The organism is Paenibacillus vandeheii (assembly GCF_030433635.1).
Classification (GTDB): Bacteria; Bacillota; Bacilli; order Paenibacillales; family Paenibacillaceae; genus Paenibacillus; species Paenibacillus vandeheii.
The window spans coordinates 23,753-47,428 of record NZ_JAROCD010000009.1 but is presented as its reverse complement, the minus strand read 5'-3'; the positions used below and the strand labels follow the sequence as shown (position 1 = coordinate 47,428).

Here is a 23,676-nt window from a genome sequence, read left to right as displayed (position 1 = left end):
ATACCTGAATAAGGAGGAATTTTCCATGAGCGAGCATAAAAAAGAGCGAAAAACCAAAGACCTCGAACCTGGTGTCAATACCGTTCTGCACCCCGATCCCTATAATCCCGGGCCAACGGACATGATTGAGGAAGCCGTAGGAGAAATCGTAGACAACATCACCCATCCTCACAAAGCTAAAACAACCGACACACGCAATACAAACAGCAAATAAATCTTGATCATCCTTTTGCAAGCCGTTTGCGTACAACGCAAAAAAATCCTCCAACCTTAGTTATAACGGTCGGGGGACTTTTTGCATTGCTGATGTGTAAGTTGATAAATCGGACTGTTCCATATTTGCGTTTAGATCTGATTCACTTCGTTTTCCTTTTTCATCTGTTGCAATGCCTTGTGAATCCAGATCGCGGCAATTGAACCTTCGCCCATGGCAACCGTAGCTTGTTCTGCGTGCAGGCCCAGATCCCCTGCAATCCATACATTAGGTGCGGCCTGCATGCTGCGCGGGTTGGCTTCCACATGTTTATTATCCGCGATGACGGCTCCAAGCTGCTCTGCCAGTTCATAATGCACACGATTACCTCCAAACGCAATAAATCCACGCTCCGACTCATAAATCTGTCCATCTTCCGTCAGTACACCCGTAATATGGCCATCTTCCATCTGCTGTACTTCTTGTACGGCCGCCTCTAGATAACGAACTCCTGCCTCTTTCATGCTGCGATGAAGCTCAGCGGAGATTGGCGACTGCTCATGGTTGATGTATAACAACTCATTGGTACGTTGAATTAAAACCATAGCCATGTTTGCACCGGCTTCACCTGCACCCAGCAATATCGTGCGCTGATCCTGAATCTCGTATCCATCGCAATCCGGGCACACATATACTGTTCGTCCCAACGTAGGCGTTAATCCCGGGATATCTGGTATCCTGTCCGTTAGTCCGGTTGCCAGCAGGACTGTTTTTGCCATATATTCAGAGCCGGAAGAGCCGAACAGCTGAATCTGTTCTCCCCGGCGTCCTGCTTTAATGATACGGTCTTTCTCAAAAGCTACTCCAGTCCCTTCTGCCTGCATTCGGCCTTTGGTGCGCAGCTCTTCACCGGATACTCCATCAGGAAAACCAAGAATATTATGATAGGTTCGGCATAACGTTGATCTGCCTTCTCCTGCGTCCACCACCAACACCCGATGGGAAGAGTATCGTCCCATCTGAATAGCCGCCTGAAGTCCTGCGAGTCCTCCACCTACGATAATGCAATCATACTCTCGCATGCTCCATCTCCCTCCTATGCTTCTATCTCTTATATGTTATTGGACAGTTCACTATCCTTCTATCCATTTACACCATTCAACCAGAATCAAACGTTATCTGTTACAACTTAGCTTTTACCAAAATAAAATAACCCAAACCATCCGTCTGAATAACGGTGCGTTTGGGTCGGTTTAAGAAAGAATGATCATTCCGGAATTCAGAAAATGTATGATTCAAATCGTGAAGCGTTCGAAATGGCATTCCATACATCTGCCGTCTCTCCGCCCATATACCAATAGGCTAATCCAGCAATGTTACGTTCCCCACTCATCATTACTTTCGCGGATAATGAACGACTGTCTTCTGCCCATATATATTTTGGTGTACCGTTATTGTTATATCCAATCACATATTGGACCAACGATGCATCCCACCGTCTCACAGAACCTGAAGCTCGTGCACGTGTTCCCTGTTCTGCAAGGGTGATATCCCATGAACTGGCTGCCGGATTAACGGAAGACCAATCTCGTGTATATAAAGGCAGGGCCAGAATTGTTTTGGCGCGAACCACTTCAGCGAGCAGCGTAACCAGGGACTTTTCGACCCAGGGGAGAGATGCCACAGACCCCGCTTGCGGGTCGCCGTTCCAATGTTCCTCATATCCCATCAGTACCATATAATCCGATACGGCACCCAATTGAGCATAATCAAATGCGTCGGTCCAGTCTGTCCCCAGATCAGGTGATACATCCACGGATACAACGGCCCCCAGCGCATGCAAAGACGTTGTCAGGGAGGTGATAAATGCGGTCATTCCTTCACGATCAGCAGGCAGTACGTTCTCGAAATCCACATTAATACCATCCAGTTTGTATGTTTTCACAACCGATGTGACCTGTGAGATCACGGCCGCCCGGTTAGCTGAGCTGGATAACATCTGATGGGTAAGGTCTGGGTTCGAACGATTGCCAAGCAATGGCCATACTTGTCTGCCTGTAGCAGATGCCCAGGATAATAGCGACGTGTCCGTGAGATCTGTGATCTTCATGCTGCTATTCAGGAAAAACCAACGGGGAACCAGTGTGTTTGCTTCCGACTGTTCAATCTGTTTCTTGAACTCAGCCGTAGTGGCGTTATATTGCCATCCCAGCTGAATACCGAGCTGGTCCTCGCTTTTCAGCTGGTCTGACCAGGTTTTCTTTTGCAAAATGGCATCCAGCATCACTGCTGCCTCTTCTCTGGTCACCTGGTCATGTGGACGAAACATGCCATCACTGCCGCGCATCAGGCCAAGCTGATATACCGTCTGCACGTAAGGACGCGCCCAGTCCGATATCTGAGCTGCATCGTCATATGTAGATGACAGGAGGTTCGTTGACTTTGAAGATTGTTTCAACATCCTCACGAGCAGTGCAGCCGCTTCTTCCCGAGTGATGGAAGCGTTCGGCTGGAACACTCCCTGACTCTTGCCCTCAAGAACAGACAGGTTGGTCATGGCTGAGACGTTGCCGTAATACCATGCATTTATGCTTACATCGTTATAGGGGTTAATATTGTTTTTAACCGGCTTCAAACCTAACAGTCTTACGGCAAATGTTGCAAATTCGGCACGAGTGACCGCCTTTTTGGGTTCAAACGTATTCTCGGAAGTGCCGGCAGCAATTCCCGCTTTGACCAGATGTGCAATAGCATCCTTGGCATAACTGGAGGCTGTATCCTGGAACACCTGCTGAGCCGCTGCTGCCTGAGCTGTGGGGTAACCGATAGAGATTGAGCCCATTGCAAGTACACCGCACAAAACAGCATTCCATAGCTTTCGCCGGGTACGTTTGTTTATTCTATTATTCAAATCAAAAAGCCTCGCTTCATTGGAGTACGATCTACACAATCGTATCAAATTGAAGCGAGGCCGTATGTGGTTAAATATTGGGAAATTCGCTGAAGTGATGTACCTCAATATTATCAATCAAGGTCGACATTCGAATTCAGGCGAAAGCCTTACTTGTGTACTTTTACACGTTGTTCAATCGGTTGGAATTCTTTCTCGCCTGGTGTTGCAGTAGGTTTGCCGAATGGCATTTGAGCGATCAGTCTCCAGTTCTCGGGAATGTTCCATTCCGATTTGACCTTCTCGTCAATCAACGGGTTATAATGCTGCAGGGATGCGCCCAGACCTTCTTGCTCCAATGCAGTCCAGATCACCAGTTGCAACATACCATTAGATTGGTTCGCCCAGATTGGGAAGTTATCCGCATAAGCTGCAAAGTTTTGTTGAAGCTGTGCGATCACATTGTTGTCTTCGAAGAAAAGTACAGTACCGTATCCGCTGCGGAATCCGGCCATTTTCTCAGCTGTAGATTGGAATGCTTCTTCGTTGCCAACTACTTCACGCAAAATTTCTTCCGTGTGATTCCACAGTTTGTCGTGTTGTTCACCAAGCAATACTACGGCGCGAGATGTTTGTGAGTTGAATGAAGTCGGAGTGTATTTCACCGCTTCTTCCACAATTTCCTGGATTTTAGCATCCGAGATTGTGGATTCCTTGCTGATTCCATAATAAGATCTTCTGTTTTTCAATGCTTCAAAGAAAGATGTAGACATAAAACATTCGCCTCCCAAAATGGTTTTTTCCTATTGCCAACATAGTAACTATAATATAGTAACATACATTAGTCAACAAACTAATTTATTTTCACCAAACATGCATTTTATTCATTGCCCTTGGAATATGGGTAGTTAAGTATTACTTATTAACAGCTCTAGAATGTAGCTGATCACTGCGATTCGCGATAATCTGCTCGATATTTTTCTTCCGTTGAGGAATTGCTCTTGGTTTGATCCTTATTCTTCTCTTCCTGCTTCTCCATATTCAGATCCTCCATCGGGATGGGGTCCACTGTCTGCTCTTCTTCATGCCGATCAAGCAAACTTTCCTTCTCTGTCGGATACTGCTCCGGATTATCACGGAAACGATCCTTATGTGTATCCTTGTTATTTTGATCCGGTGTGCGCTCTTTCATTCGTAATTCCTCCTCTTTTTTTATTTACCCTTCTTTACCTTTTCTGTCTGACTTCTAAACACGGAGCAGCTATGAGATGAACGTAACAGGTGTAATTCCATGTCTGCATCAGGAGCAAAATAGCAAAAAGCCAACCAGGACAGACGGGTTGACTTCATTTATTTGTATTCAATTTAATGATTTGATTCGTTACTGGGCGAAGTGGCAAAATACCCAAGCTCAATTTGGCTTCAAAAATAACACTCTCATTCTCTTCTACCAATCTTCCTCGGACCCACACAGCTCCATCCGTAACCGCTGAACGCTCAACGATCATTTGCTCCTGCATGCGAATCTCACGGTGATATGATATTTGCAGACGGATTATACCTGCGGCCAGCTCATCTTGTGTTAGCGCATCACAACACACGTCTGCATATCTGGCATTATTCATGTGTCCATTACTGTCTGTGCTACTATATTGTACAGTTAGACGATATTGTTCCTGCAAGTTCAGTTCAGAGGGAACCGTCACTTTGGCAGGGGGTTCGCCCAATGATACATCGGGATGCGATTTCACTTCAAAAGGCAGAGCGGATGGTCTGACGACTCTGCGTTTCTTCAGATCAACCAATGCCCAAGCCGTGCGAGCTACAGCCAGATGGGTCCCCTCTCGATCTGTGAGGATATAATCCCTTAACCAGGTCACCCCTTTATTTTCTTTGTGCCACGTCTGCAAGGATACTTCTTCTTCCAATTGAGCTGGTCGTATAATCGTGACATCTGTTGTTAACAGCATCCAGCCCAATCCCTGATCCAGCATCTGTGATACGGTAACGCCCATGCCCGCTAAATCGCGGTCTGCTGCCAACTGCATATGTTCCAGTAACGCAGATGGACGACATTGTGATCTGTAATCGGCATCGGCTGATCCAATTCGATAGTGAAGTTTGAATGGTTGTTCAGATTGCATTGAATAAACCTCCTCCTCAAGCTGGCAGCATGTAATCTCTAGTTCGCACCACTACATTAATCAAGCGATCGATGTAAACGACTGCGGTACAGATCAGGTGCACACCCTACACTTTGTTTGAACATTCGGCTGAAATGGGATAACCGCTTAAACCCGGCCAACCGACTGGCCTCTGTCACACTAATATCCGGCTGGAACTGGAATAACAGCTTGGCCTGATTAATGCGCCGGTCATACACATATTTAAAGATGGTGCTGCCCGTCATTTCTTTGAACAACCCGGCCAAATAAGGCTTGGACAGATGAAGTTCACTAGCCAGATCATCCAGACCGATGTCCTCCATGTAATGGGTGTCCACATAACGAATGATATGTTGTACATGCCGCTCCTTCTCGGAAGAGGGACTGTGGTCCTCAACCCTGCCTCGGCAAATCCCAGCTACAACATACAGCAGATCACATAAGCGAACGTTCATGCGCTCCTCTTTGAAATCCCCCGGATTCACCATAAGCTGATGGAGATTCAGCAGCAAGGTCTCGAATTCGGAGCGGATATTCCCAGTCAAATTGATGCGGCAGTTTCTCAGTTCTTCGAACGGCCTCAGTACATCGCTGACCCGATCCGGATGCAGACTGCTGCGGAGAGCCGAAGGGTCGAAATGCAGTGTCGTTCGCACATACGGCCTGCCCGGCAGTGGATGTGGCCGATGTAGGGTCATCCCATGCATGAGGACCAGATCACCCGGTTCAAGGTTGTACACTCGATCTCCAATAAGATAGGTGCATTCTCCATCATGAAAATAATACACCTCATAATGTGGATGCGAATGAAATCCGTCCGACACTCCAGGGTCATACGCGCTGGTGGAGCGATAGTTATATTCCATTGGACCACTAATTTGCATGATACTTGGCACGTTCAAGCACCTCCTGTTCTGGAGAGGTTTCTTACTATTTTACCCGTTTCACATCAAGTCGGATAGTACTGGGCAGACTTTAAAATATAAAGAGCCATGCACATATCCGTTTGTTTGTACGGTACGTGTCATGGCCCTTTGGGAATGTAAAAAAATGATTACAGTAAAAATTGTTTACAAAAGCTTTTCTATACTCGCCTGGATCTCGTCGATCGAGTCAACAGGTTCAAAACGTTTGACCACATTTCCTTCGGCATCAATCAGAAACTTCGTGAAGTTCCACTTGATTGCATCCCCATGCAACCATTCCGGTGCTTTGTCTGCCACCATTAGCTTCAGTAGTTTCGCTTGCACATCCGTCTCATCAAAGCCTGCAAAAGGACCCGACTTCTTCAAAAAGTCATACAGCGGGTGGGCCGTTTCCCCATTGACATCCATTTTGGAGAACATCGGAAATTTCACGCCATAGTTAATCTGACAGAAGGATTCCGCTTCTTCGCTGCTTCCTGGTTCTTGCTCGGCAAATTGGTTACACGGGAAACCAATGATCTGAAGCCCCTGCTCTTTATATCGGTCATAAAGCTTCTGCATGTCGTCAAATTGATGCGTATATTTGCACTTGCTCGCTGTATTTACGATCAGCACCGGTTTTCCTTCGTATTGATAGAGTGGGAATCGTTCTCCACTCGTTTTGGTTACGTTAAAGTCATAGATGGTTGGCATAAGATTGGTGCACCTCGCGATGTTATGTAGTTATAGAGACTCCTATGAATTTCTATTATATACGAAATAGATGATTCTGTATCGTATATAGCCGACCCGCAAACAAACACATCAATCTCATTATCGGAAAGATGGGGTTAATTTGGGTCATCCCATATGTCAAAATCATTCAAATCAAAATTCGTTCCAGCACTTTCGCAACTCCATCAGATTCATTCGTATCGGTGATCTCTTTCGAGAGAATCTTCAACTCTTCAATTGCATTACCCATAGCTACCGGCCAGCCACATATTTCAAATAATCCGATATCATTAAAATCATCACCAAAAACCATTACGTTTTCAAGTTTTATTTTCATTGCCTTACATAAAATTCTCAATGCATTTTCTTTGGAGGATTTTATTGAAGAGATTTGAACAAGATTACCACCATCTGTAACCAAAACATTTAATCTGGATGCAAACTTCTCCTTAAAAAAATCTATGTCTTTGAATCCCGTAAAAAGTATTTTTGTTGCAGCAATCCCTTTGAGCTCTTCTAATGATTTTATCGTTGGGTTTTCTTTGACTCTCATAAGCGTTGTATAATCATATTTTTTTAAACTAATCCATTGATCTTCCACTTCAAGGCTTAAACCCAGTTCATTGTTAATCTGCATGCCATAATCTATTAATTCAGCAGTGATCGCAGGGTCTATATGTTCATATTGTTGAATACCAGTGTAATTGCAGTGGATATAGGCTCCATTGTAATATATAAAAGAACCGCTATAAAGCAATTCCTCAGGTAAAAGTAACCTCACTGCTCTTGGCGGGCGTGCTGTAGCATAGATAAACCTGATCCCATGTTTAGAGCATGTCATCATTGCCTCATAATTTCGTTTCGAAATTTGTTTATCTGCATTGAGCAATGTTCCATCCAGATCTAATACTATTATTGGATATTTTATAGAAATCCCCCCTATGATACTTAAATTCACTCTATACTTCCATTGCATTGCTGAATCTATGTATCCCAAATTCCTTGAAGTCTGATTGAAGTATCGCTTCTCTTAGAGGGTACAGATTGGGAGTAAATCGGAGTTCAATTCCTTTCTTAAATAATCTCTCTATTAAACAATCCATTCGGTCTATATTTAGAGGCTTTGTGACCTGGGATGAAATGTAGTACCCCGCCGTTGGATCAAACTGCTCAAAATTGGTGTCATCAAAATGGTACCTGTACATGATCTGATTCATCATCCGCAAATACCAAGAATTTTCAACCGTGACTACGATATTGGCATTAGAATGTTTAAAAAACTTCTCGTTATTCTCATCACTTATCGTGTCAGTCTTCTTACAGATGATTCTCGGGCAATCCCTTGGAAAGTAATATGAATATTCATGCTCTTCATCAATGGCCCACACCACTGCTGGAAAATCAGGTCTGTTTTGTCTCTCCCTCGGAATAAAGACTTGGATATCTGAAACCTCGCTAAAATGATAAAGCATAAAATCACCTCTCATCATTTAGTTATACTCATGCCCCCGAAAAATGCTTTTAAGTTCCAACCGTGTTCCATTTCATGTCACATAAAACGACAGAGGTCTCGATTTGTCTTTCGGGAACGTTCCAATATCGAGTTAATAACTGCTTCTTCTGATCCGATGAAACGAGTGTAAAGCCATTTTTTAAATAAAATTTTATAGCCCATTCTGCGGAATCCCAGGTTCCTATTAATATTGGTTTATCGGTTAACGCCATCAAATGGGCCAACAGCTTTGTACCTATTCCGCTCCCCCGTTGGTGAGTTCTAACATATGCGTGCCGAATTAAAGCAACTTCGCCTTTATCCTGAATTCCCATGACGCCCCATAATCTATGATGATCTTCAAACCCCCAGAACACGACGCCATCACTGATTTCCTGGTTCAATTCTTCCAATGACATATAGGGTTCATGATAGCGATCCTCGGGAATTACACCCTGGTATACCTTTGCTGCATCATTAATGATCTCATATATTGCATCCGTATCCATATTGCTGCACAATCTGATCATGTCATACGCCTCCTGAAGGTTCATAGTTTAGTAAATTGGACTACCGTAAGGGATATATTAATTCAATAGGTTCATTTATCAGTTCCTCTTTGAACATATAATTGTGATCTGCTCCCACAATACATAGAATTCTCTTACCTGGATTCAAATGATAAGTGTTTTTCACGCGTTGAATCATAATTTGATTTCGCACGATCCACCTGAAGTTATTTGCTTTTGGGTTAATCTGATTTAACCATTCATATTTTTGTTTAGTCATTTCATTAAATGCGTCCGAATTAAAGGGAATTAATCCAACGTCATGTGTATTCATTTGTTTCGAAAACCATTCATCATCGATCTTCTCCAACGCTTTACGCTCCTCTTCTGAGAAGCCGTTAAAGGGATCAAAATCATTCCAGACATCTAACTCAAACCAGTCAATCGGCACAAACTCGATATTCCGTTCTTCGCACAATGGAAAGATAAGCTCCCAGTACTCACTGGCTGGCTCTCCCCAGTATCCCTTATCCAGTTTATCTTTGATATATCTCTCCCAGCTTTGGGGATGTACCTCACCACAGATCATATCCGGGTTGAATTCAGTAATCAGATCCTTATACAGAGCAAGAGTAGTCCCATATTTCTCTCTTAATTCTTGATTATGAATCGTCCCCAAGATTCCAACGACCGTCATATCATTTCTCCTTTATTGAGTGTTATATAGTGATTGTGAGATTCCTATGTAAGTCTACAATCTTTTCTTCAAGAATTACTGAATAATCCCTTCCGGGTATTCATCTATCATTCCAAACACGTCATAACCCATCTTCTTGTAAAATTCAGGAGACTGATAAGGAAATGTACTTGTATGTGAAAGTTTGCAGCCTTTTGTAGGTCCTCACGATTTCATAGTTTTATATACTCTTATTGAATTGATATAAATAAAAAATAAGGATACCTCCAATTATACCGTTCCATTAATAAATAAAAGGATAGTTGCGATGTCTAACGTTTTCTCCATTAATGTTCTGGGATTGTTATCTTTGGACGATCTTTAATTTCAAAAAAAGGCCACCTTTGCAGGCAGTCCTTCACTTGTTATAACCTTATTTGCAAACGGAGAGAACGTATGGACGAAAGAGTCTAAACTATCGCACCCACACAAAGTATCGCCACCGTCAGGCTTTGTATGAGTTATTTCTAGCTAGCAAGCAATTCAGCATTGCCATCTGAATAACCCCCAGTCGCAATGTTATGCAAAAGTATAAAAAAGAATTCCCAGGAGCAGTGTCGTAAAATAACAACCCTTTGACGTGAGGAAAGAAGTCAAAACTGCCCAGTCGCCAGCATACGTTCTCTGGTTATAGGAATGAGGGATAACATTACCTCCTGAGCTGCGCCATAATCATTGCTAGATAATGCGTGAAGCATATCCCGATTAATTCCGATTGCACTGTAGTGTTTGATATGCGGAGTCTGCTTAAAGCGGACGATTGAATACATGTAAAGTTTATCCCGGAAAGAGTCAAAAGTGCTTAGCATTACACCATTGTTCAAGGATTCAACAATTTCTCGCATGAAAAGAAAATGATGCTCGGTGTATAAGGCATAGTCATTCTTTTTCTCGGCGGTTCGCTGGACTTCAACATGAGCTGCAAGCGACTCAAGGTTTAGATGGATCTCTCTGTTCGGGTCTTTCATCATTTCAAAACAATAGAAGAGCATCGATTGAATTTGTTCAATTAAATCGAGAAATTCTTTTCCACGAACCTCCTTGACCAATACACCACGATTTTTAAGTGAGGTCACGTAACCTTCTGATTCGAGGCGAGCGATCGCATGACGGATCGGTGTGCGGCTCATTTGATACTCCTCCGCCAATACATTCTCTGAAAGCAGAGTTTCTGGCATCAGTTCTCCGCAAACCATTCGCTCTCGCAGCATCATGTATGCTGTATCGACAAGCGATATTTTGTTCATATCATTTAATCCCTTTCTCCCATTGATAAGGTCTTAATTGGACTTCTAACGCTATCTATATATCACCCTATATTACCAGTCTTAGAAGAAGTAACGCAAACAAAAGGAAGGAAAGAACGAGTCCAACACTGTTACCCAGCGTGTGGACTCCATGTTTCTAAATCAGGTATTTGTTTTGAAGTGCTGTTCGTTGCTCTTCATTAATGCCAAGCCCTTCTGAAAGGTACAGCTCGAAAGAGCCGTATTTTTCGTCAATTGCTTCAAATATTGCCTGAATAAAAGCGGCTTTCATCATTTCTGGAATCGCTCCCTTTAGTTCAGGCATGTGGTCCATGTATTCTTTGTAATCCTTGTTGCTTTCTGAGAGGAAGCGTTGCATGAGCCCATCCACCGCAAGATTCGTTAGCTCGTAATCCTCAATGACCACTTCTCGTGGCACACCCAAGGTGAGAAGAATCAAAGCACATACGACTCCAGTCCGGTCTTTACCTGCGGCGCAATGGAACAAGGAGGTATCACGTTCTTCTTTTAATAGTTCATTTAGGATAAGTGTACACTTGTCGGTATTCAAAATCATGGCTTTGTAGCCTGCATGCAGGTCATGTCCAATTTTTTGCATTTCCTCAGGATTCGCTTCCGCCATAAATGGAATATTCGTATTGAGTGCTTTACCAATGGCCGGGCTTGGACGGCTGGCTACTTCAAAATCGCTGCGCAGATCACAAATCCAGTCAATACCAAGCACGTCTGCCGTATGCAGATCCTGCTTACTGAGCTCATGCAAATCAGCAGATCGCAGCAGCATCCCCCAGCGGGTCGTACGGCCATCTTCTGTGAGGTAACCGCCCATATCGCGGAAATTGATTACGCCATCTGTGTGAATCATACGATCATTAATGGTAGACACCGAACCATCCTTGAACTTTACATGATAATAGTTGCGGCCAGGTGACAGCGTTCTCGTAAAGGCTGCCCCAACAGGCTGGATTTGTACATCCAGCAGTGTACTGTTTACTTCCATAAATTCCTGCTGAATCGAATGGTAGACTGCCTCCGCCTCCATGTTCTCTGCCATATTCCAGACAAGGATAATTCCGTTATTGACGCTGTATTTGGCCTGAACGAGAGGTCCTTGTTTCAAGAGTGATTCTGATGTTGACATGTAATTTCCTCCTCAATAGTGATTTTGCTTCTGTATGGATATGAATTATTTAGTTCTGACGTGTTTTCAACTTCATTTTGTATCGATTTGCCACGAACTCTACGCTAAATACCATAATGAATACGACCAATCCGACAAACAAAGCAGCTGCAAAGTTATATGATTTCATTGCATGGGTCATTTCATATCCGATCCCGCCCGCACCAACTGCGCCTAGAATGGTAGATTCGGCGATACCGCCTTCTAACTGCAGCACACACCAGGCAATAAAAGCGGTCTTTACCGTAGGCAAAATGCCTTGCATGACGATCTGCAACCAGCTAGCGCCAGTTGACTGCATCGCTTCGAGTACGCCTTTGTCGATTTCTTCAAGCGATTGGGCAAACACTTTGACGAGCATTCCTGCCGCGGAAACAGCAATCGCAAGCACTCCAGGAAGCGGTCCAAGGCCAACAGACACGATAAAGATAAGGGCCCACACGATCGTTGGAATCGCACGAAGTAATGAAGCAACACTTCGGATGAACCAAGCGACAAATGGATGAGGCGTCAAATTGCTTGCAGCCAAAAAGGAGAGAAAGAAAGCAACGATAATCCCCAGTGCTGATCCCAGAATGGCGACCTGCAACGATTCTACAGCAGCGCGCAGCACATGGCGCCAGGCAGAGAAGTCAGGGGGGAACATCGTCCCCATATAACCGCCAAGTTTCGTGAATCCTTGGGCAATTTTCGAATAGTCGAATTGAAGCTGAACGAGACTGAATACAAACAACACGGCGATAAGCGGCAGACCTATTATCAGCAGCTTGTTCCTTTTCGGTTTAGGCGGCTCTGGCAGGGATGTATACAGCGTTAAGGATGGCTTCACTCCGTTCATTGGCATACTCATATGATTCGCTCCCTTACGCGATTGGTGATCGTTTCCACAATGAGTACGATAACGAGTACAAGCAGAACGGCCATGCTGGCTTCCTGGTATTGAAACAACTTCAATTTCGATTGCAAAATAAATCCGAGTCCTCCTCCTCCAACCATCCCTACAATGGTAGAGGCGCGGACATTGATTTCAAAGTTGTATAAGCTCCAACCGATAAACCCGGGTAAGAATTGTGGAAATACCGCTTGGGACAATACTTGTAAATAACTCCCGCCAGCAGCCCGAACCGCTTCAACCTGACCCATGTCAATCTCTTCAAGCACCTCGGCAAAGGAACGAGTCAGCATACCGATTGAGATCAGGATCAGCGACATCGTACCAACTACAGCGCCAAGTCCGAACGCTGCGACAAGCAAAATGGTCCAGATGATAACCGGAATGTTTCGAAACAGCGATGTAGCCGCACGAACAAATACTTGCAGGTAAGGGTGCGGGCTTGTCGTTGCCGCGGCCAAAAAGGATAGAAGGCCTGCTATAACCGACCCGATTACCATCGCCACTACACTCATATAAAGGGTCTGCATGGCAGGTTCAATGAGCTGGGAAAGCGTTGAAAAATCAGGCGGAAGAAAATCGAAAAAGATAAATCGGAAACTTTCTCCTACCCCTGCGAACAAAGCTCCAAATGAAAATTCCGCGCCGATGGAAGACCAGATGATGACAGCCAACATCACGATAAAAAACAATATCGTTTGCGTGCGTTTAATTTTTCGGGCAGATTGCAACTGAGCCGCATTCATGTCAGGCTGTCTCCTTCACTTTGGAATTGGTCTGGTTGTAGATTAGCCGAATCATATCTTCAGTAAGTTCTTCAGGCGTTCCGTCAAACACCTTGGAACCTTTATGGATGCCGATGATACGGGTCGCGTATTTCTTGGCGATATCTACCTGATGAAGATTGCACAGGCAGGCAATCCCTTCCTCATTGCAGATTGTATACAAATAATGCATAATCGTCTCCGAGGAAGCTGGGTCCAGACTCGCTATGGGTTCATCCGCCAGAATCAAATCGGGTTTTTGGGAAAGTGCACGAGCAATACCTACTCTCTGCTGCTGACCTCCACTTAGTTCATCTGCCCTCTTGTACATCTGTTCATGTAAACCAACACGGTGAAGCATGCCCTTGGCGGCTTCTGTATCTGCTTTTGAGTAGAGGCCCAAAGCCCCTTTGAATGCATTCATGTAGCCTAATCGCCCATGAAGCACGTTAGTAAGTACGGACACACGTGTGACTAGGTTATATCCCTGAAAAATCATGCCCATATGACGGCGGAGTTCACGAAGTTTTTTGCCCTTAATACCCATGGTTTCACTGCCTTTAAACTGAATCTTTCCGTTTGTCGGCTCAATCATGCGGTTTAGGCTGCGTAGCAAGGTGCTCTTTCCAGCACCGCTTGGTCCTATGACAACAACAAATTCTCCTGGATTAATCTGCAGGTCCAAGTTATCAAGTGCTTTTGTTCCATCAGGGTATACCTTGGACAACCCTTCCACTTGTAAAAGTGTCATACTAACATCCTCCTTATCTCTCATTTCTAAACTCTACTTTCTTAGCAGTTCCTCAGGAGACATATCCAGCGCTTTGGCGACTTGTCGAATTGGATCAAAGTCACTGTCACTGCCTTCAACAAAACGAGCTGCGCCGACACTTTCCAGGAATTTTGGATTCTTCTTATCGTAATCCAGCATAAGATCACGCAGTTGTGTAACAAGTTCCTCTGGCAAGTCTTGACGATAGAGCAGTGGAGCTCCGCCAACGATAGGATCCGATTCGGCAATGACGCGGAAATCTTCTTCTTTTATAAGTCCTGATTTTGCCATCATCGGCACCATGAGACTTGATGTACCAATCGCATCAGCATTGCCGTTAGCCAGTGCAAGCAGCGATTTGTCATGTCCACCGGAGAAGGCTACACTGCCGAAGAAGGAATCAAGTTCCTTATTTGAAAGGCCAAGTTCTTTCATCAGTGTGGCGCGTGGATACAGATTGCCTGATGTGGATGCCGGATCAGCAAACAAAAAGTCTTTCCCTTTAAGGTCTTCTACACTTTGATAAGGGGAGTCATTACGGACAAGGATTACCGTATTTGATTGTTGATCGCTTTCGGAGCGCACGAGCAGTTTTGCATTTGCTCGTTCCGTAGCGATGATGTAGCCAAAGGGACCGATAAGACCAATTTCAATTTTCCCTGCACGCAGGGCTTCGATTACCATGTTATAATCTTCAGCCACAAAAATTTCAGCAGGGATGCCTGTTGCTTCTGTAATATCTGTTGCAAGCTGTTCCTGAGAACGGTTCATCTCACCCTCTTCGCTTGGCATAATGCCAATTCGAATTACCTCCGGCATTCCGCTTTCACTGGAGCTTGAACTTGCAGAGGATCCGCACCCGGATAGGATGACAAGCATAAATACAAGCGAGAAGATCAAGCTTTGATAACCTTTACGTCTACTATTTTCCACAATGTATACCCTCCTGAAATTTGGTTGATTTCATACTGGAATATCCGGTACACAAGTAGGATACAAGTTGAATGTAAGAATAATGGTTTGTTAGGTCACCAATTATGTAAAATAATTAAGGGAATCAGTAGCATGCATAAATATATTAAGATATTGGGTTCAGTTTATTTTCAGGGAGGATAAGGTTTGCTTTTTCAACCTCTTTTTTTAATCATTTCTAAATAGTCGTAAGGAAAGTTAGCGTAAGCAAAAAAGGCTGCCTTTGCAGGCAGCCTTTCCCTTTTACTCATTGTACCCTTATTTACGAACGGAGAGAATGAACTTCTCCAGCGATTCTTTATTGGTGTGTTGATTGTAATATCTGATCATTCACAAATCCTTGTAAGAAAAAAAGCTCATCGTCATTTGCTTTTCGTTCATTGGCTGCCTCAAATCGCTCAATCGCTTCCTCTAAGGATGTTGATTTCACAGCATTATTGGCTAAGATGAGCTCTTTATAATATTTATCCATCTCCTCCAAGTCACAGATCGATTCATGACCAAGAAGAAAATGCGTAGCATCATATTTCTGAATATCTTCTATCATAGGCAATAAATGAGACTGTTTAAAATGATATAAATCTTTTGTCGTTGTGCAATACACACTATCGCCTAGAAATATCACCTTTTCATCCGGAATGAACACAACTGTTGAGTCATCCGTATGCGTACTTTGAATGGCCTCAAGCACACAAACTTTATTGCCCAAGTCCAGATGGAGAGACTTTTCAAAAGTAATATCCGGGGGACATAACTGAAATGTCTCTCTCTCCGGTATTTCATTTTGTATCGTCTCCATACAATGTGAAGTCATCTTCTTGGAATCCACATACTCCTGAAGAGAGCGGTCATCATAAGAATAATTCCTCCACTCATTCATCTTTTGGCTAGTTAGACTATTCATAATAATCGTAGCTCCGTATTCATTCATGCCTAAAAAATGATCCCAATGGGCATGCGTGATGACCACATATTTAACGGGTGGAACGTTTAACTTCTCTATTTCATGTAAGAAATCCCTGGCATGTTGAATCGAATTCCCACCATCAACAACAAGACTGTATTTATCACCGCACACTAACCCCAATGTTGGCCTTTCTTTATCATTTTGGTTAGATAGATAGTAGATCGTTTCACTTAATTGATTTAGCATGTTCATTCTCCTCTATAGTAAAGTCTTGATCCCTAAGAGAGAAAATCTGCATGCTTATTTGAATCAACATTTAGATTTTCTCATTTTATTGGTTTACCAATGGAATCACCTCCTTTGTTTCTTATGCTGGTCTCCGAATTATCTTTTTTTACTTTCGTTATTTATGTACACTTTCGAGCACCCATATGTTAGTTTAACGAATCCGCAAGGGAATTCCTATTACAAAAAGGAGAACACAGGCATATTCATGCCCATATTCTCCATACAAGCCCTCCTCGTTTTATTCAGGAGGCTGAAGTATGCAAACCCTCTATCAGAATGAACAACGTAAGTGCCTGTCCATAACCCATCGGACTAAGCGGAATATCCTTATAAAACTGGGCATCCTGCCCCACAGGTGTTCCGTAGGATACTTGTTGTACAACTCCTTTATCATCAATTTGTTTCAATACCGCTTCAAGCGCTCTCATGCCAGTCTGGCGATAGGATTCATCCAGGTATCCATACCGGATTCCCTTGAGAATACCGTATCCAATCGCTGCCGTTGCGGAGGTTTCTTTGTACGAGTCCGGATCATCCAGTACGGTGTGCCACATGCCATCCTCATCCTGAAGCTTGCTCAGCGCTCTGACTTGAGCGGTCGCCGTATCCAGCAGATAGGACTTTAGCCCATCTTCGATTGGAATAATATTCAGGAAATCCATAACCCCCGCCGTATACCATGCATTGCCTCTTCCCCAATGAACAGCACCATAGTTATGATTTTCGTTGAAGTCCCAGCCATGATAGAACAACCCGGTTCTCTTATTATATAGATATTTGATATGCACAAGGAACTGTCGCTTGGCTTCTTCTACCAAGTCGGGTTTCTTGAAGTATACCCCTGCCTTGGCCAAAAATAGTACCGTCATAAAAAGGGTATCAATCAGTATTTGTCCATCATTGGCATCTCCCGTTATCATATGCTGAAACGCACCATCTCCGGTTCGCAGCAGTCCATTCATGATCCAACTGCTCCACTCTTCACAGACATGTTCGTACTCCTGGTTTCCGGTCAGCTCGCATAGTGAAATCAAAGTAAGGAGCGGAGCACATGTATTCACATTTTTTTCCGGTAACCCTTCCATCAGCCTTGCATTGTACCATAATTCAAGAAATTCCAGCACTTCGGCATCCTTCGTTGCGTCATAGAGCTGAAGCAGACCATAAAGGCCGACACCTTGCGGCCATTCCCATAGGTGAATGTCGATCAGTCCGATTGGAAATTGTTCATTGATGCTTGTGTTTTTCATAGACTCCATCGCACGGGATACCTTGCTTATTCTCTCCTGCAGCATCATTGGATTCGGCATGTTGGTTTTCACTCCCTTGGTTTCTTGCATACGATTCAGCGCTCCATGTCCAGTAACTGCAGCTGTCCCCTTACTCCATAACCGTCGTGTACTATTTCCTCTCCTTGAATATGAAAGGGCCTGTTCATACCCCAAAGAATTGGACCATAGACCGGATCTGTCAGGGTAAGAGTTAACGCTTGACTGTCGAATTGCGGGCTTGCAGAACGGATTTGGTTTATAAAAGCGTCAAATGAGCCGAATTGCTGTTCACTTCCTGCCCTTATAATCCAGGCGTTGCGCAATCCGGGGGAAATAAGCTCACGCTCTCTCGTCACCCCGGTGGTCTCCATTGATGCTCCATTGGCAGCATATATGGCTGCATACCCTTTATCCAGTCGGACAAAATACCAGTTTTCATGCCTTACCCATTCTGTGAAGGAATAAGAGGGAAAATAAGCATGAGTCCAGTCAGCCGTCTGATTGGCGGGAATATCAAACATCATCAAAGCAATCCCCTCATGCTGAACAACGTCCGGCAATATCCCGTTTCCAGCCCAAAAGCAAGGCCGTCCATCCCCGTGCTTGTATACTTCTGCTGGATGATTCACCCAAATCTGCGCCTCAGGCGACAGAGACAGATGATTGACATGCTCCTGATAACCTGCCTTGCCAGGACGAAAGTGAATAATTGAAGATAGGGCGTATTCCTGTGTCCGACAATGATAGAGCTTGGCGTAACCTCCCTTGCCCTGCTGATTGGCAAACACCAATTGCTGATTTCCTCCAAGGTTCAGATGCTCCTGATACGCTGCAGGAGGAATGTAATCCGATAAACTCAAGGCAACATTGCTGATTGAATAATTGTTTACATGACCGACGCCATAACCAATCCAGCACATTGAAGTCGTTCCTGCAGCATAACTGCCCAACAGTTCCTTCTCATAGCTGCGGCCGAATGTTGTAGACATGACCCCTTGATGCATCTGAACAGTAATATAATAGAATAACAGGTCCATTGCCTTTTTCGCTTGCTGTCTGAGCTGTTCATTATGTGCAAATTCATAGATATGCAGCAGCCCTACCGCATCAATAGGGATGTATGCACTTGAATTCCATTCGGCCAATCCTTCATCCAAAAAGCGCTCAAACCATAGTGTAAGTCTCTGCTCTGCTTTTTGACGATGAACCTCACCGGATTCACCACTGTTGCCAAACGTTTCATTCCCGAACAGTTGTCCGGCTAATAGCTCATTGGTATGGAACAACAAGGCGTGATTTTCGCTGAAGAACCACATCACATCATCGCCAGGCTCATCAATCCAATACCGATAGCCCAGAATGCTTGCTTTTACCCGATCCCAGAACGATTCACAGAACAAACCGCTATCTCGTTCATCCCTCCAAAGGCGAAAGAGCCCCACCAAATAAAAGTCACTGCAATCCTTCCGTTGCTCAATCCCTTCCACGCCATCAAGCAATAACTTCTCCGCTTCTTGCAGATTGCCTTCTGTCTTCAGCATAGCGATGGCCTTATGAATGTTGGGACTACCCTTCTCGGCAATACATCGCAGAGCCAGGGATTTGCGGGCTTCAATATCCGCCGCTTGCTGAGCAGCCTCATCATAGCTGGTATCGTAGGATTGACAGCCGAACTTCTTCGTCAGTACCACGTTTGAAACCGAAATAGCCAGTGTGAAATATACGTAATGATGGCCGATTTCATTGGTATGTGCCAGGACCAGATCCGTTTCTCTCTCAGCTATGTGTATCGTTTTGTTTTCTGTCCCGTCAAAGAAATTGCCATATTGAATATCAGCCTCTTTAACGATGTCCGGCAATGGAAGCGGCAGCTTGAGCTTAATCTGCTCACCTCTAAAGATATCTGAAGGAAAATAAGCCTGTTCTAGGGCTCGCTCTGCGGATTGGACAGGCCCCACCAAGTGAGCAACAAGTGGCACTGAAATATCCAATGCTTCGTTTCCCAGGTATTCTACTGCAAAAGCATACATGGTATCCCGCTCAGCCAGGTCCTCCCAGCAGGCATAGATCTCATTGATTCCAGCTACTAGCTCAGCATTAATAATGATTTCCTGCTCCTTATTACGAATGAGCGGCGCAAAGTCCGTCACTAATTCCCCATTTATCCACAATGTCAGACTGCCATAGGTTTTTATCCGGAAAGAGGCCGTATGGGTAGTCGAAGAGACTAGACGTGTCGCCGCGTAACTGCGCAGATGTGTCGGTACGAACCAAAATCCTGATTTCTCCACCCGCGGATTATCCCAGGGAGAATACAACTCCCATGGCATCCCGTTCTCTTCTCCATTGAGAGGGTCTCCCGGGCTTGGAAACTCACTCCAGTGATCAAAAAATCGGGGCACAGGCTGCGTTCTCCTATTTTCTACAAATTCCTGTCTACAAGGGTTTTCATGAATGGAGAAACCATCGATAAGCCAATCATTAATATCTCCCTCCATCGTTGTTGGAACAAATGCAACAGGCTTCGTGTATATGCCGCTAATTATCCAATGATTAATGACCTGGTTGTGGCCTAATTTCATAGGCTTGTAATTCAAGGTGTGCATCTTGCCACTGATGGTATCTGACATCCAAACTCATCCTTTCATCCCTGAAGTAATCATACCGCTGACAAAATATCGCTGGAAAACCATAAAAACAATCAGCACCGGAAGCATCGTAATGACGGACATGGCCAGCAGGCTGCCCCAATCTACGTTGTATTCACCAATAAAATTAGAGAGTGCAAGCTGGATCGTATATTTGGATGGATCACTAATAGCGATTAACGGCCATACAAAATCATCCCATCTCCACATGAAGGAGAAGATCGCGAGTACTGCCAGAATCGGCTTCGCTATGGGAAGAATGATGCTCCAGTAAATTTTCCATTCTCCCGCTCCATCCATCCGGGCAGCTTCCAGCAGCTCGTCCGGTACCGTCAGCAAATACTGCCGCATAAGGAACACACCTGTCGGGGTTGCTGCAGGCGGGATAATAATCGCGAGCAGGCTATTATATAACCCAAGTGCGCTCAGTACTTTGAATATGGGGATCATTATGACCTCAATTGGAATCATAAGTGTTGAGATAAAAGCAATTAATATGATCGAGCTTCCGGGGAAGCGGTACTTCGCCAATGCAAAACCTGCCATGGAATTGATCAGTAACAGCAGCAGCGTGGAGCTCAGAGTTACGATCGTACTATTCATAAAATACAAGCCGAAATTACCTTTTCTGAATGCCTCCTTGAAATGCTCGAAGGTGACTGGCTGAGGCCACAACTTGGGAGGAAAGCTGTACAGATCGCTATTCGTTTTCAGGGCAGAAATCACGACCCACAGAACAGGCAGAAGCCACAACAATGCGGCCACACTTAACATACTGTAGATGACGATTTTGACCAGAGGCTTCATCACCATCAGACAGCCCCTCCTTTCGATAAACGGAATTGCAGCGCCGAGAATCCTCCAATAAGGATAAACAGCATCACCGACATGGCACTGGCCAGCCCAAGCTCCTGCCTATTAAAGCCAATCTCATAAATATATTGAACAATATATGTGGTTTCCTTGCCCGGTCCACCGCCTGTAAGCGCAAACATAAGTGGGAAGGCTTTGAACGCGTCAATCAGAGACAGCATAACAACAAGTAAGCTTGTAGGTTTCAAAAGCGGGAGCGTAATATAGCGAAACACCTTTATTCCCGTTGCACCGTCCAAGCGTGCAGCCTCATAGTAGTCTGTAGGTATGGCCTGCAAGCCCGCAATAAAAATGACCATGAAAAAGCCCGCACGTGACCATACCGTCGCGATGATCACAGCCGTATTGGCCCAAAAGGAAGAGGTCAGAAAGCCGACTTGCTCCACACCAGCCATTGTTAACAGATGATTCAAAATGCCAAATGAATCTCCAAAAATCCACTTCCAGGTCAATCCTACGATAATGTAAGAAATCATGGTCGGCCAGTAAAATATCGCCCTGAAGAAGCTGCGCATTCGAATCTCGCGTGCAAGCAGCAAAGCAATGCCTAATGCTGCTGCATATATTAACGGAACAACAATTGCTGCATAAATCCCCGTTCGTCCGATCGTTGACCAAAATTCCTGATCCCCTATAATTTTGATATAATTGTCCAGCCCGTTGAACTTCATCGGGTTCAATCCATCATAGACATGGAAAGAATAGTACAGGCCCAATAAAGAGGGAAATACGATAAAAGTTCCAAAGATCAGGAGGTTGGGAAGTATAAACAGATAAGGAGCAATAACGAGCTTCCTATTCTGCCTTGCCAGTGTTTTACTATTTAATCGTTGTCCTTCACTCATCTCCTTGCCCCTTCCTAATGCGTTAATCGAAAGGGAGGCCTAACAGGAAATCGGTAAGCCCCCGTGTGTGAATTAGCATATTGCTTTACGTTTTATTGACTTTCAATCGCTTCATTAATCTGCTTGGCCGTCTGATCCAATGCTTCCTGCGGAGTAGCCTTATCTGACAGAACGTCCATAATATTATTTTTCAAATCCGTTGAAATTTTGGATATAAGCATTTGCTTAGACCAGTCATTGGCTGCAAGTGGCGAACTGTTCTTCAGTTCATCCGAGAAAACTTCAAACATCTCCTTGCCAAATGCATAATTCAGTACGGAGCTATCCTTCCGTGGACTCATAAATAACGACTCCTGATTATATTTTGAATTCACTTCTTTGGACGTTAAATATTCAATGAACTCTGCCGCCTCCTGCTCATAACCGCTGCCTTTGAAAGCCATCAGAAACTTTCCGCCTGGCACAGAAGAACGTTGTGTTCCTTTTGGCATATAGGTGACTCCCCATTCGAAATCGGTGATATCCTTGTAATTGCTGATCATCCAGTTACCGGCCCAGTGGGTAGCTACCGTTCCGGAACGGAACAGGTTGTTCGGGTTCTCCCCTCCGAGCCATACCGATTCAGGCATAATCCCTTCTTGATGAAGCTGCTTGAACATCTCCATGGAACGGATTCCGGCTTCACTGTTAATCGCTGCAGCACTGCCATCCTCAGTTAAAATGCTTCCGCCATTCTGGTACAAAAGAGTAGACCATCTATGCGGAGTGACATCCCATACCATGCCATATCGTGCTCCGCCTTTGTCCATAACCTCTTTCAGCGCAGCGATATATTCCTCCCACGTCCATACCTGATCAGGAGAAGTAGGTACGTTGACGCCCGCTTTATCAAATAAAGTTTTGTTATAAATAAGCCCATTCGCTGTGACATCCATAGGCGCAGCTACCAGCTTGTCATTCATAACATAGTAAGGTTTGAGAGAGTCGATGAATTGATCCTCGAATTGACCAGCATTGTCCACGTAGGGTGTAAGATCAACAGCCTGATTAGCAAAAGACCCCGTATCCGTGACCCGACTCAGAGCAGGCGGCTTTCCGCCAGATAACATCGTTTTTAATTTGGTTTGGATATCCTTGAAGCCCACCTCAATCAGATTGATCTTAACCTTGCTATTGGTCTGCTCGTAATCTTTAATAATTTCCTTCATCACTTCTCCTTCATTCCCGTCAGAAAACCACAAGAAATCAAAAGTCGTCGATCTTGAATCACTGTTGTTACCTGTATTTGAGCAAGCAGTCAGGATGATGAGCAACATGATCAACACTATGCTGGTGCCAAGCTTAAACGTTGTTCTTCTTGTCATATCAACA

At 44.4% G+C, this 23,676-nt stretch carries 24 protein-coding genes; 1 reads left to right on the top strand and 23 read right to left on the bottom strand.

Going from position 1 to position 23,676, the window contains the following annotated elements; all coding sequences use genetic code 11:
• The first annotated feature begins 25 nt into the window (after positions 1-25).
• Positions 26-214: a hypothetical protein gene (locus P5G61_RS18630; protein ID WP_301247876.1), complete on the top strand. Its 189-nt coding sequence runs from the start codon at positions 26-28 to the stop codon at positions 212-214.
• 131 nt (positions 215-345) lie between these two features.
• Here P5G61_RS18630 and P5G61_RS18625 read toward each other — a convergent pair whose 3' ends face one another.
• From P5G61_RS18625 to P5G61_RS18515, 23 genes are all read right to left on the bottom strand, one after another.
• A complete protein-coding gene (locus P5G61_RS18625) occupies positions 346-1,275 on the bottom strand; it encodes an NAD(P)/FAD-dependent oxidoreductase (RefSeq protein ID WP_301247875.1) in 930 nt (309 codons plus the stop codon).
• 197 nt (positions 1,276-1,472) lie between these two features.
• Entirely contained in the window at positions 1,473-3,104 is a 1,632-nt protein-coding gene (locus P5G61_RS18620; RefSeq protein ID WP_301247874.1) for an S-layer homology domain-containing protein, read from the bottom strand.
• Between the two features lie 149 nt (positions 3,105-3,253).
• The gene (locus tag P5G61_RS18615) at positions 3,254-3,856 is read right to left on the bottom strand and encodes a nitroreductase family protein (protein ID WP_301247873.1); all 603 of its coding nucleotides are present in this window, start codon (positions 3,854-3,856) and stop codon (positions 3,254-3,256) included.
• Between the two features lie 173 nt (positions 3,857-4,029).
• Entirely contained in the window at positions 4,030-4,275 is a 246-nt protein-coding gene (locus P5G61_RS18610; protein ID WP_301247871.1) for a hypothetical protein, read from the bottom strand.
• Between the two features lie 154 nt (positions 4,276-4,429).
• Positions 4,430-5,227 carry an acyl-[acyl-carrier-protein] thioesterase gene (locus P5G61_RS18605; protein WP_301247870.1) on the bottom strand — a complete coding sequence of 266 codons (798 nt, stop codon included), beginning with the start codon at positions 5,225-5,227 and terminating at the stop codon, positions 4,430-4,432.
• Between the two features lie 56 nt (positions 5,228-5,283).
• The gene (locus P5G61_RS18600; RefSeq protein WP_301247869.1) at positions 5,284-6,144 is read right to left on the bottom strand and encodes an AraC family transcriptional regulator; all 861 of its coding nucleotides are present in this window, start codon (positions 6,142-6,144) and stop codon (positions 5,284-5,286) included.
• 174 nt (positions 6,145-6,318) lie between these two features.
• Entirely contained in the window at positions 6,319-6,867 is a 549-nt protein-coding gene (locus P5G61_RS18595; RefSeq protein WP_301247868.1) for a glutathione peroxidase, read from the bottom strand.
• A gap of 169 nt (positions 6,868-7,036) precedes the next feature.
• The gene (locus tag P5G61_RS18590) at positions 7,037-7,864 is read right to left on the bottom strand and encodes an HAD family hydrolase (RefSeq protein WP_301247867.1); all 828 of its coding nucleotides are present in this window, start codon (positions 7,862-7,864) and stop codon (positions 7,037-7,039) included.
• The gene (locus P5G61_RS18585) at positions 7,848-8,360 is read right to left on the bottom strand and encodes a DUF6886 family protein (protein WP_301247866.1); all 513 of its coding nucleotides are present in this window, start codon (positions 8,358-8,360) and stop codon (positions 7,848-7,850) included. Before P5G61_RS18585 ends, P5G61_RS18590 begins: the two co-directional genes overlap by 17 nt.
• 49 nt (positions 8,361-8,409) lie before the next feature.
• The gene (locus P5G61_RS18580) at positions 8,410-8,910 is read right to left on the bottom strand and encodes a GNAT family N-acetyltransferase (protein WP_301247864.1); all 501 of its coding nucleotides are present in this window, start codon (positions 8,908-8,910) and stop codon (positions 8,410-8,412) included.
• A gap of 40 nt (positions 8,911-8,950) precedes the next feature.
• Complete coding sequence (locus P5G61_RS18575; protein ID WP_301247863.1) at positions 8,951-9,586, bottom strand: hypothetical protein; 636 nt, start codon at positions 9,584-9,586, stop codon at positions 8,951-8,953.
• Between the two features lie 632 nt (positions 9,587-10,218).
• A complete protein-coding gene (locus tag P5G61_RS18570) occupies positions 10,219-10,872 on the bottom strand; it encodes a GntR family transcriptional regulator (RefSeq protein ID WP_301247862.1) in 654 nt (217 codons plus the stop codon).
• 157 nt (positions 10,873-11,029) lie between these two features.
• Entirely contained in the window at positions 11,030-12,034 is a 1,005-nt protein-coding gene (locus P5G61_RS18565) for a tyrosine-protein phosphatase (protein WP_301247861.1), read from the bottom strand.
• 49 nt (positions 12,035-12,083) lie between these two features.
• Positions 12,084-12,923 (bottom strand): phosphonate ABC transporter, permease protein PhnE, encoded by an 840-nt coding sequence (phnE, locus tag P5G61_RS18560; protein ID WP_301247859.1) that lies wholly within the window; start codon positions 12,921-12,923, stop codon positions 12,084-12,086.
• The gene (phnE, locus tag P5G61_RS18555) at positions 12,920-13,711 is read right to left on the bottom strand and encodes a phosphonate ABC transporter, permease protein PhnE (RefSeq protein ID WP_301247857.1); all 792 of its coding nucleotides are present in this window, start codon (positions 13,709-13,711) and stop codon (positions 12,920-12,922) included. The genes phnE (P5G61_RS18560) and phnE (P5G61_RS18555) overlap by 4 nt, the downstream gene beginning before the upstream one ends.
• 1 nt (position 13,712) lies before the next feature.
• On the bottom strand, positions 13,713-14,480 hold the full coding sequence (phnC, locus tag P5G61_RS18550; protein WP_301247855.1) for a phosphonate ABC transporter ATP-binding protein: 768 nt from the start codon (positions 14,478-14,480) through the stop codon (positions 13,713-13,715).
• A gap of 33 nt (positions 14,481-14,513) precedes the next feature.
• Positions 14,514-15,434 (bottom strand): phosphate/phosphite/phosphonate ABC transporter substrate-binding protein, encoded by a 921-nt coding sequence (locus tag P5G61_RS18545; protein ID WP_301247853.1) that lies wholly within the window; start codon positions 15,432-15,434, stop codon positions 14,514-14,516.
• A 337-nt stretch (positions 15,435-15,771) separates the two neighbouring features.
• Entirely contained in the window at positions 15,772-16,626 is an 855-nt protein-coding gene (locus P5G61_RS18540; RefSeq protein ID WP_301247852.1) for an MBL fold metallo-hydrolase, read from the bottom strand.
• Between the two features lie 284 nt (positions 16,627-16,910).
• On the bottom strand, positions 16,911-18,008 hold the full coding sequence (gene bglB, locus P5G61_RS18535; RefSeq protein ID WP_301247851.1) for a beta-galactosidase BglB: 1,098 nt from the start codon (positions 18,006-18,008) through the stop codon (positions 16,911-16,913).
• A gap of 5 nt (positions 18,009-18,013) precedes the next feature.
• The gene (locus P5G61_RS18530) at positions 18,014-20,569 is read right to left on the bottom strand and encodes a hypothetical protein (RefSeq protein ID WP_301247849.1); all 2,556 of its coding nucleotides are present in this window, start codon (positions 20,567-20,569) and stop codon (positions 18,014-18,016) included.
• Positions 20,570-20,575: 6 nt separating this feature from the next.
• On the bottom strand, positions 20,576-21,400 hold the full coding sequence (locus tag P5G61_RS18525) for a carbohydrate ABC transporter permease (protein WP_301247847.1): 825 nt from the start codon (positions 21,398-21,400) through the stop codon (positions 20,576-20,578).
• Positions 21,400-22,305, bottom strand: coding sequence for a carbohydrate ABC transporter permease (locus tag P5G61_RS18520; protein ID WP_301247845.1), 906 nt, complete (start codon positions 22,303-22,305; stop codon positions 21,400-21,402). The genes P5G61_RS18525 and P5G61_RS18520 overlap by 1 nt, the downstream gene beginning before the upstream one ends.
• 92 nt (positions 22,306-22,397) lie before the next feature.
• Entirely contained in the window at positions 22,398-23,669 is a 1,272-nt protein-coding gene (locus P5G61_RS18515; RefSeq protein WP_301247843.1) for an ABC transporter substrate-binding protein, read from the bottom strand.
• Between the last annotated feature and the right edge of the window lie 7 nt (positions 23,670-23,676).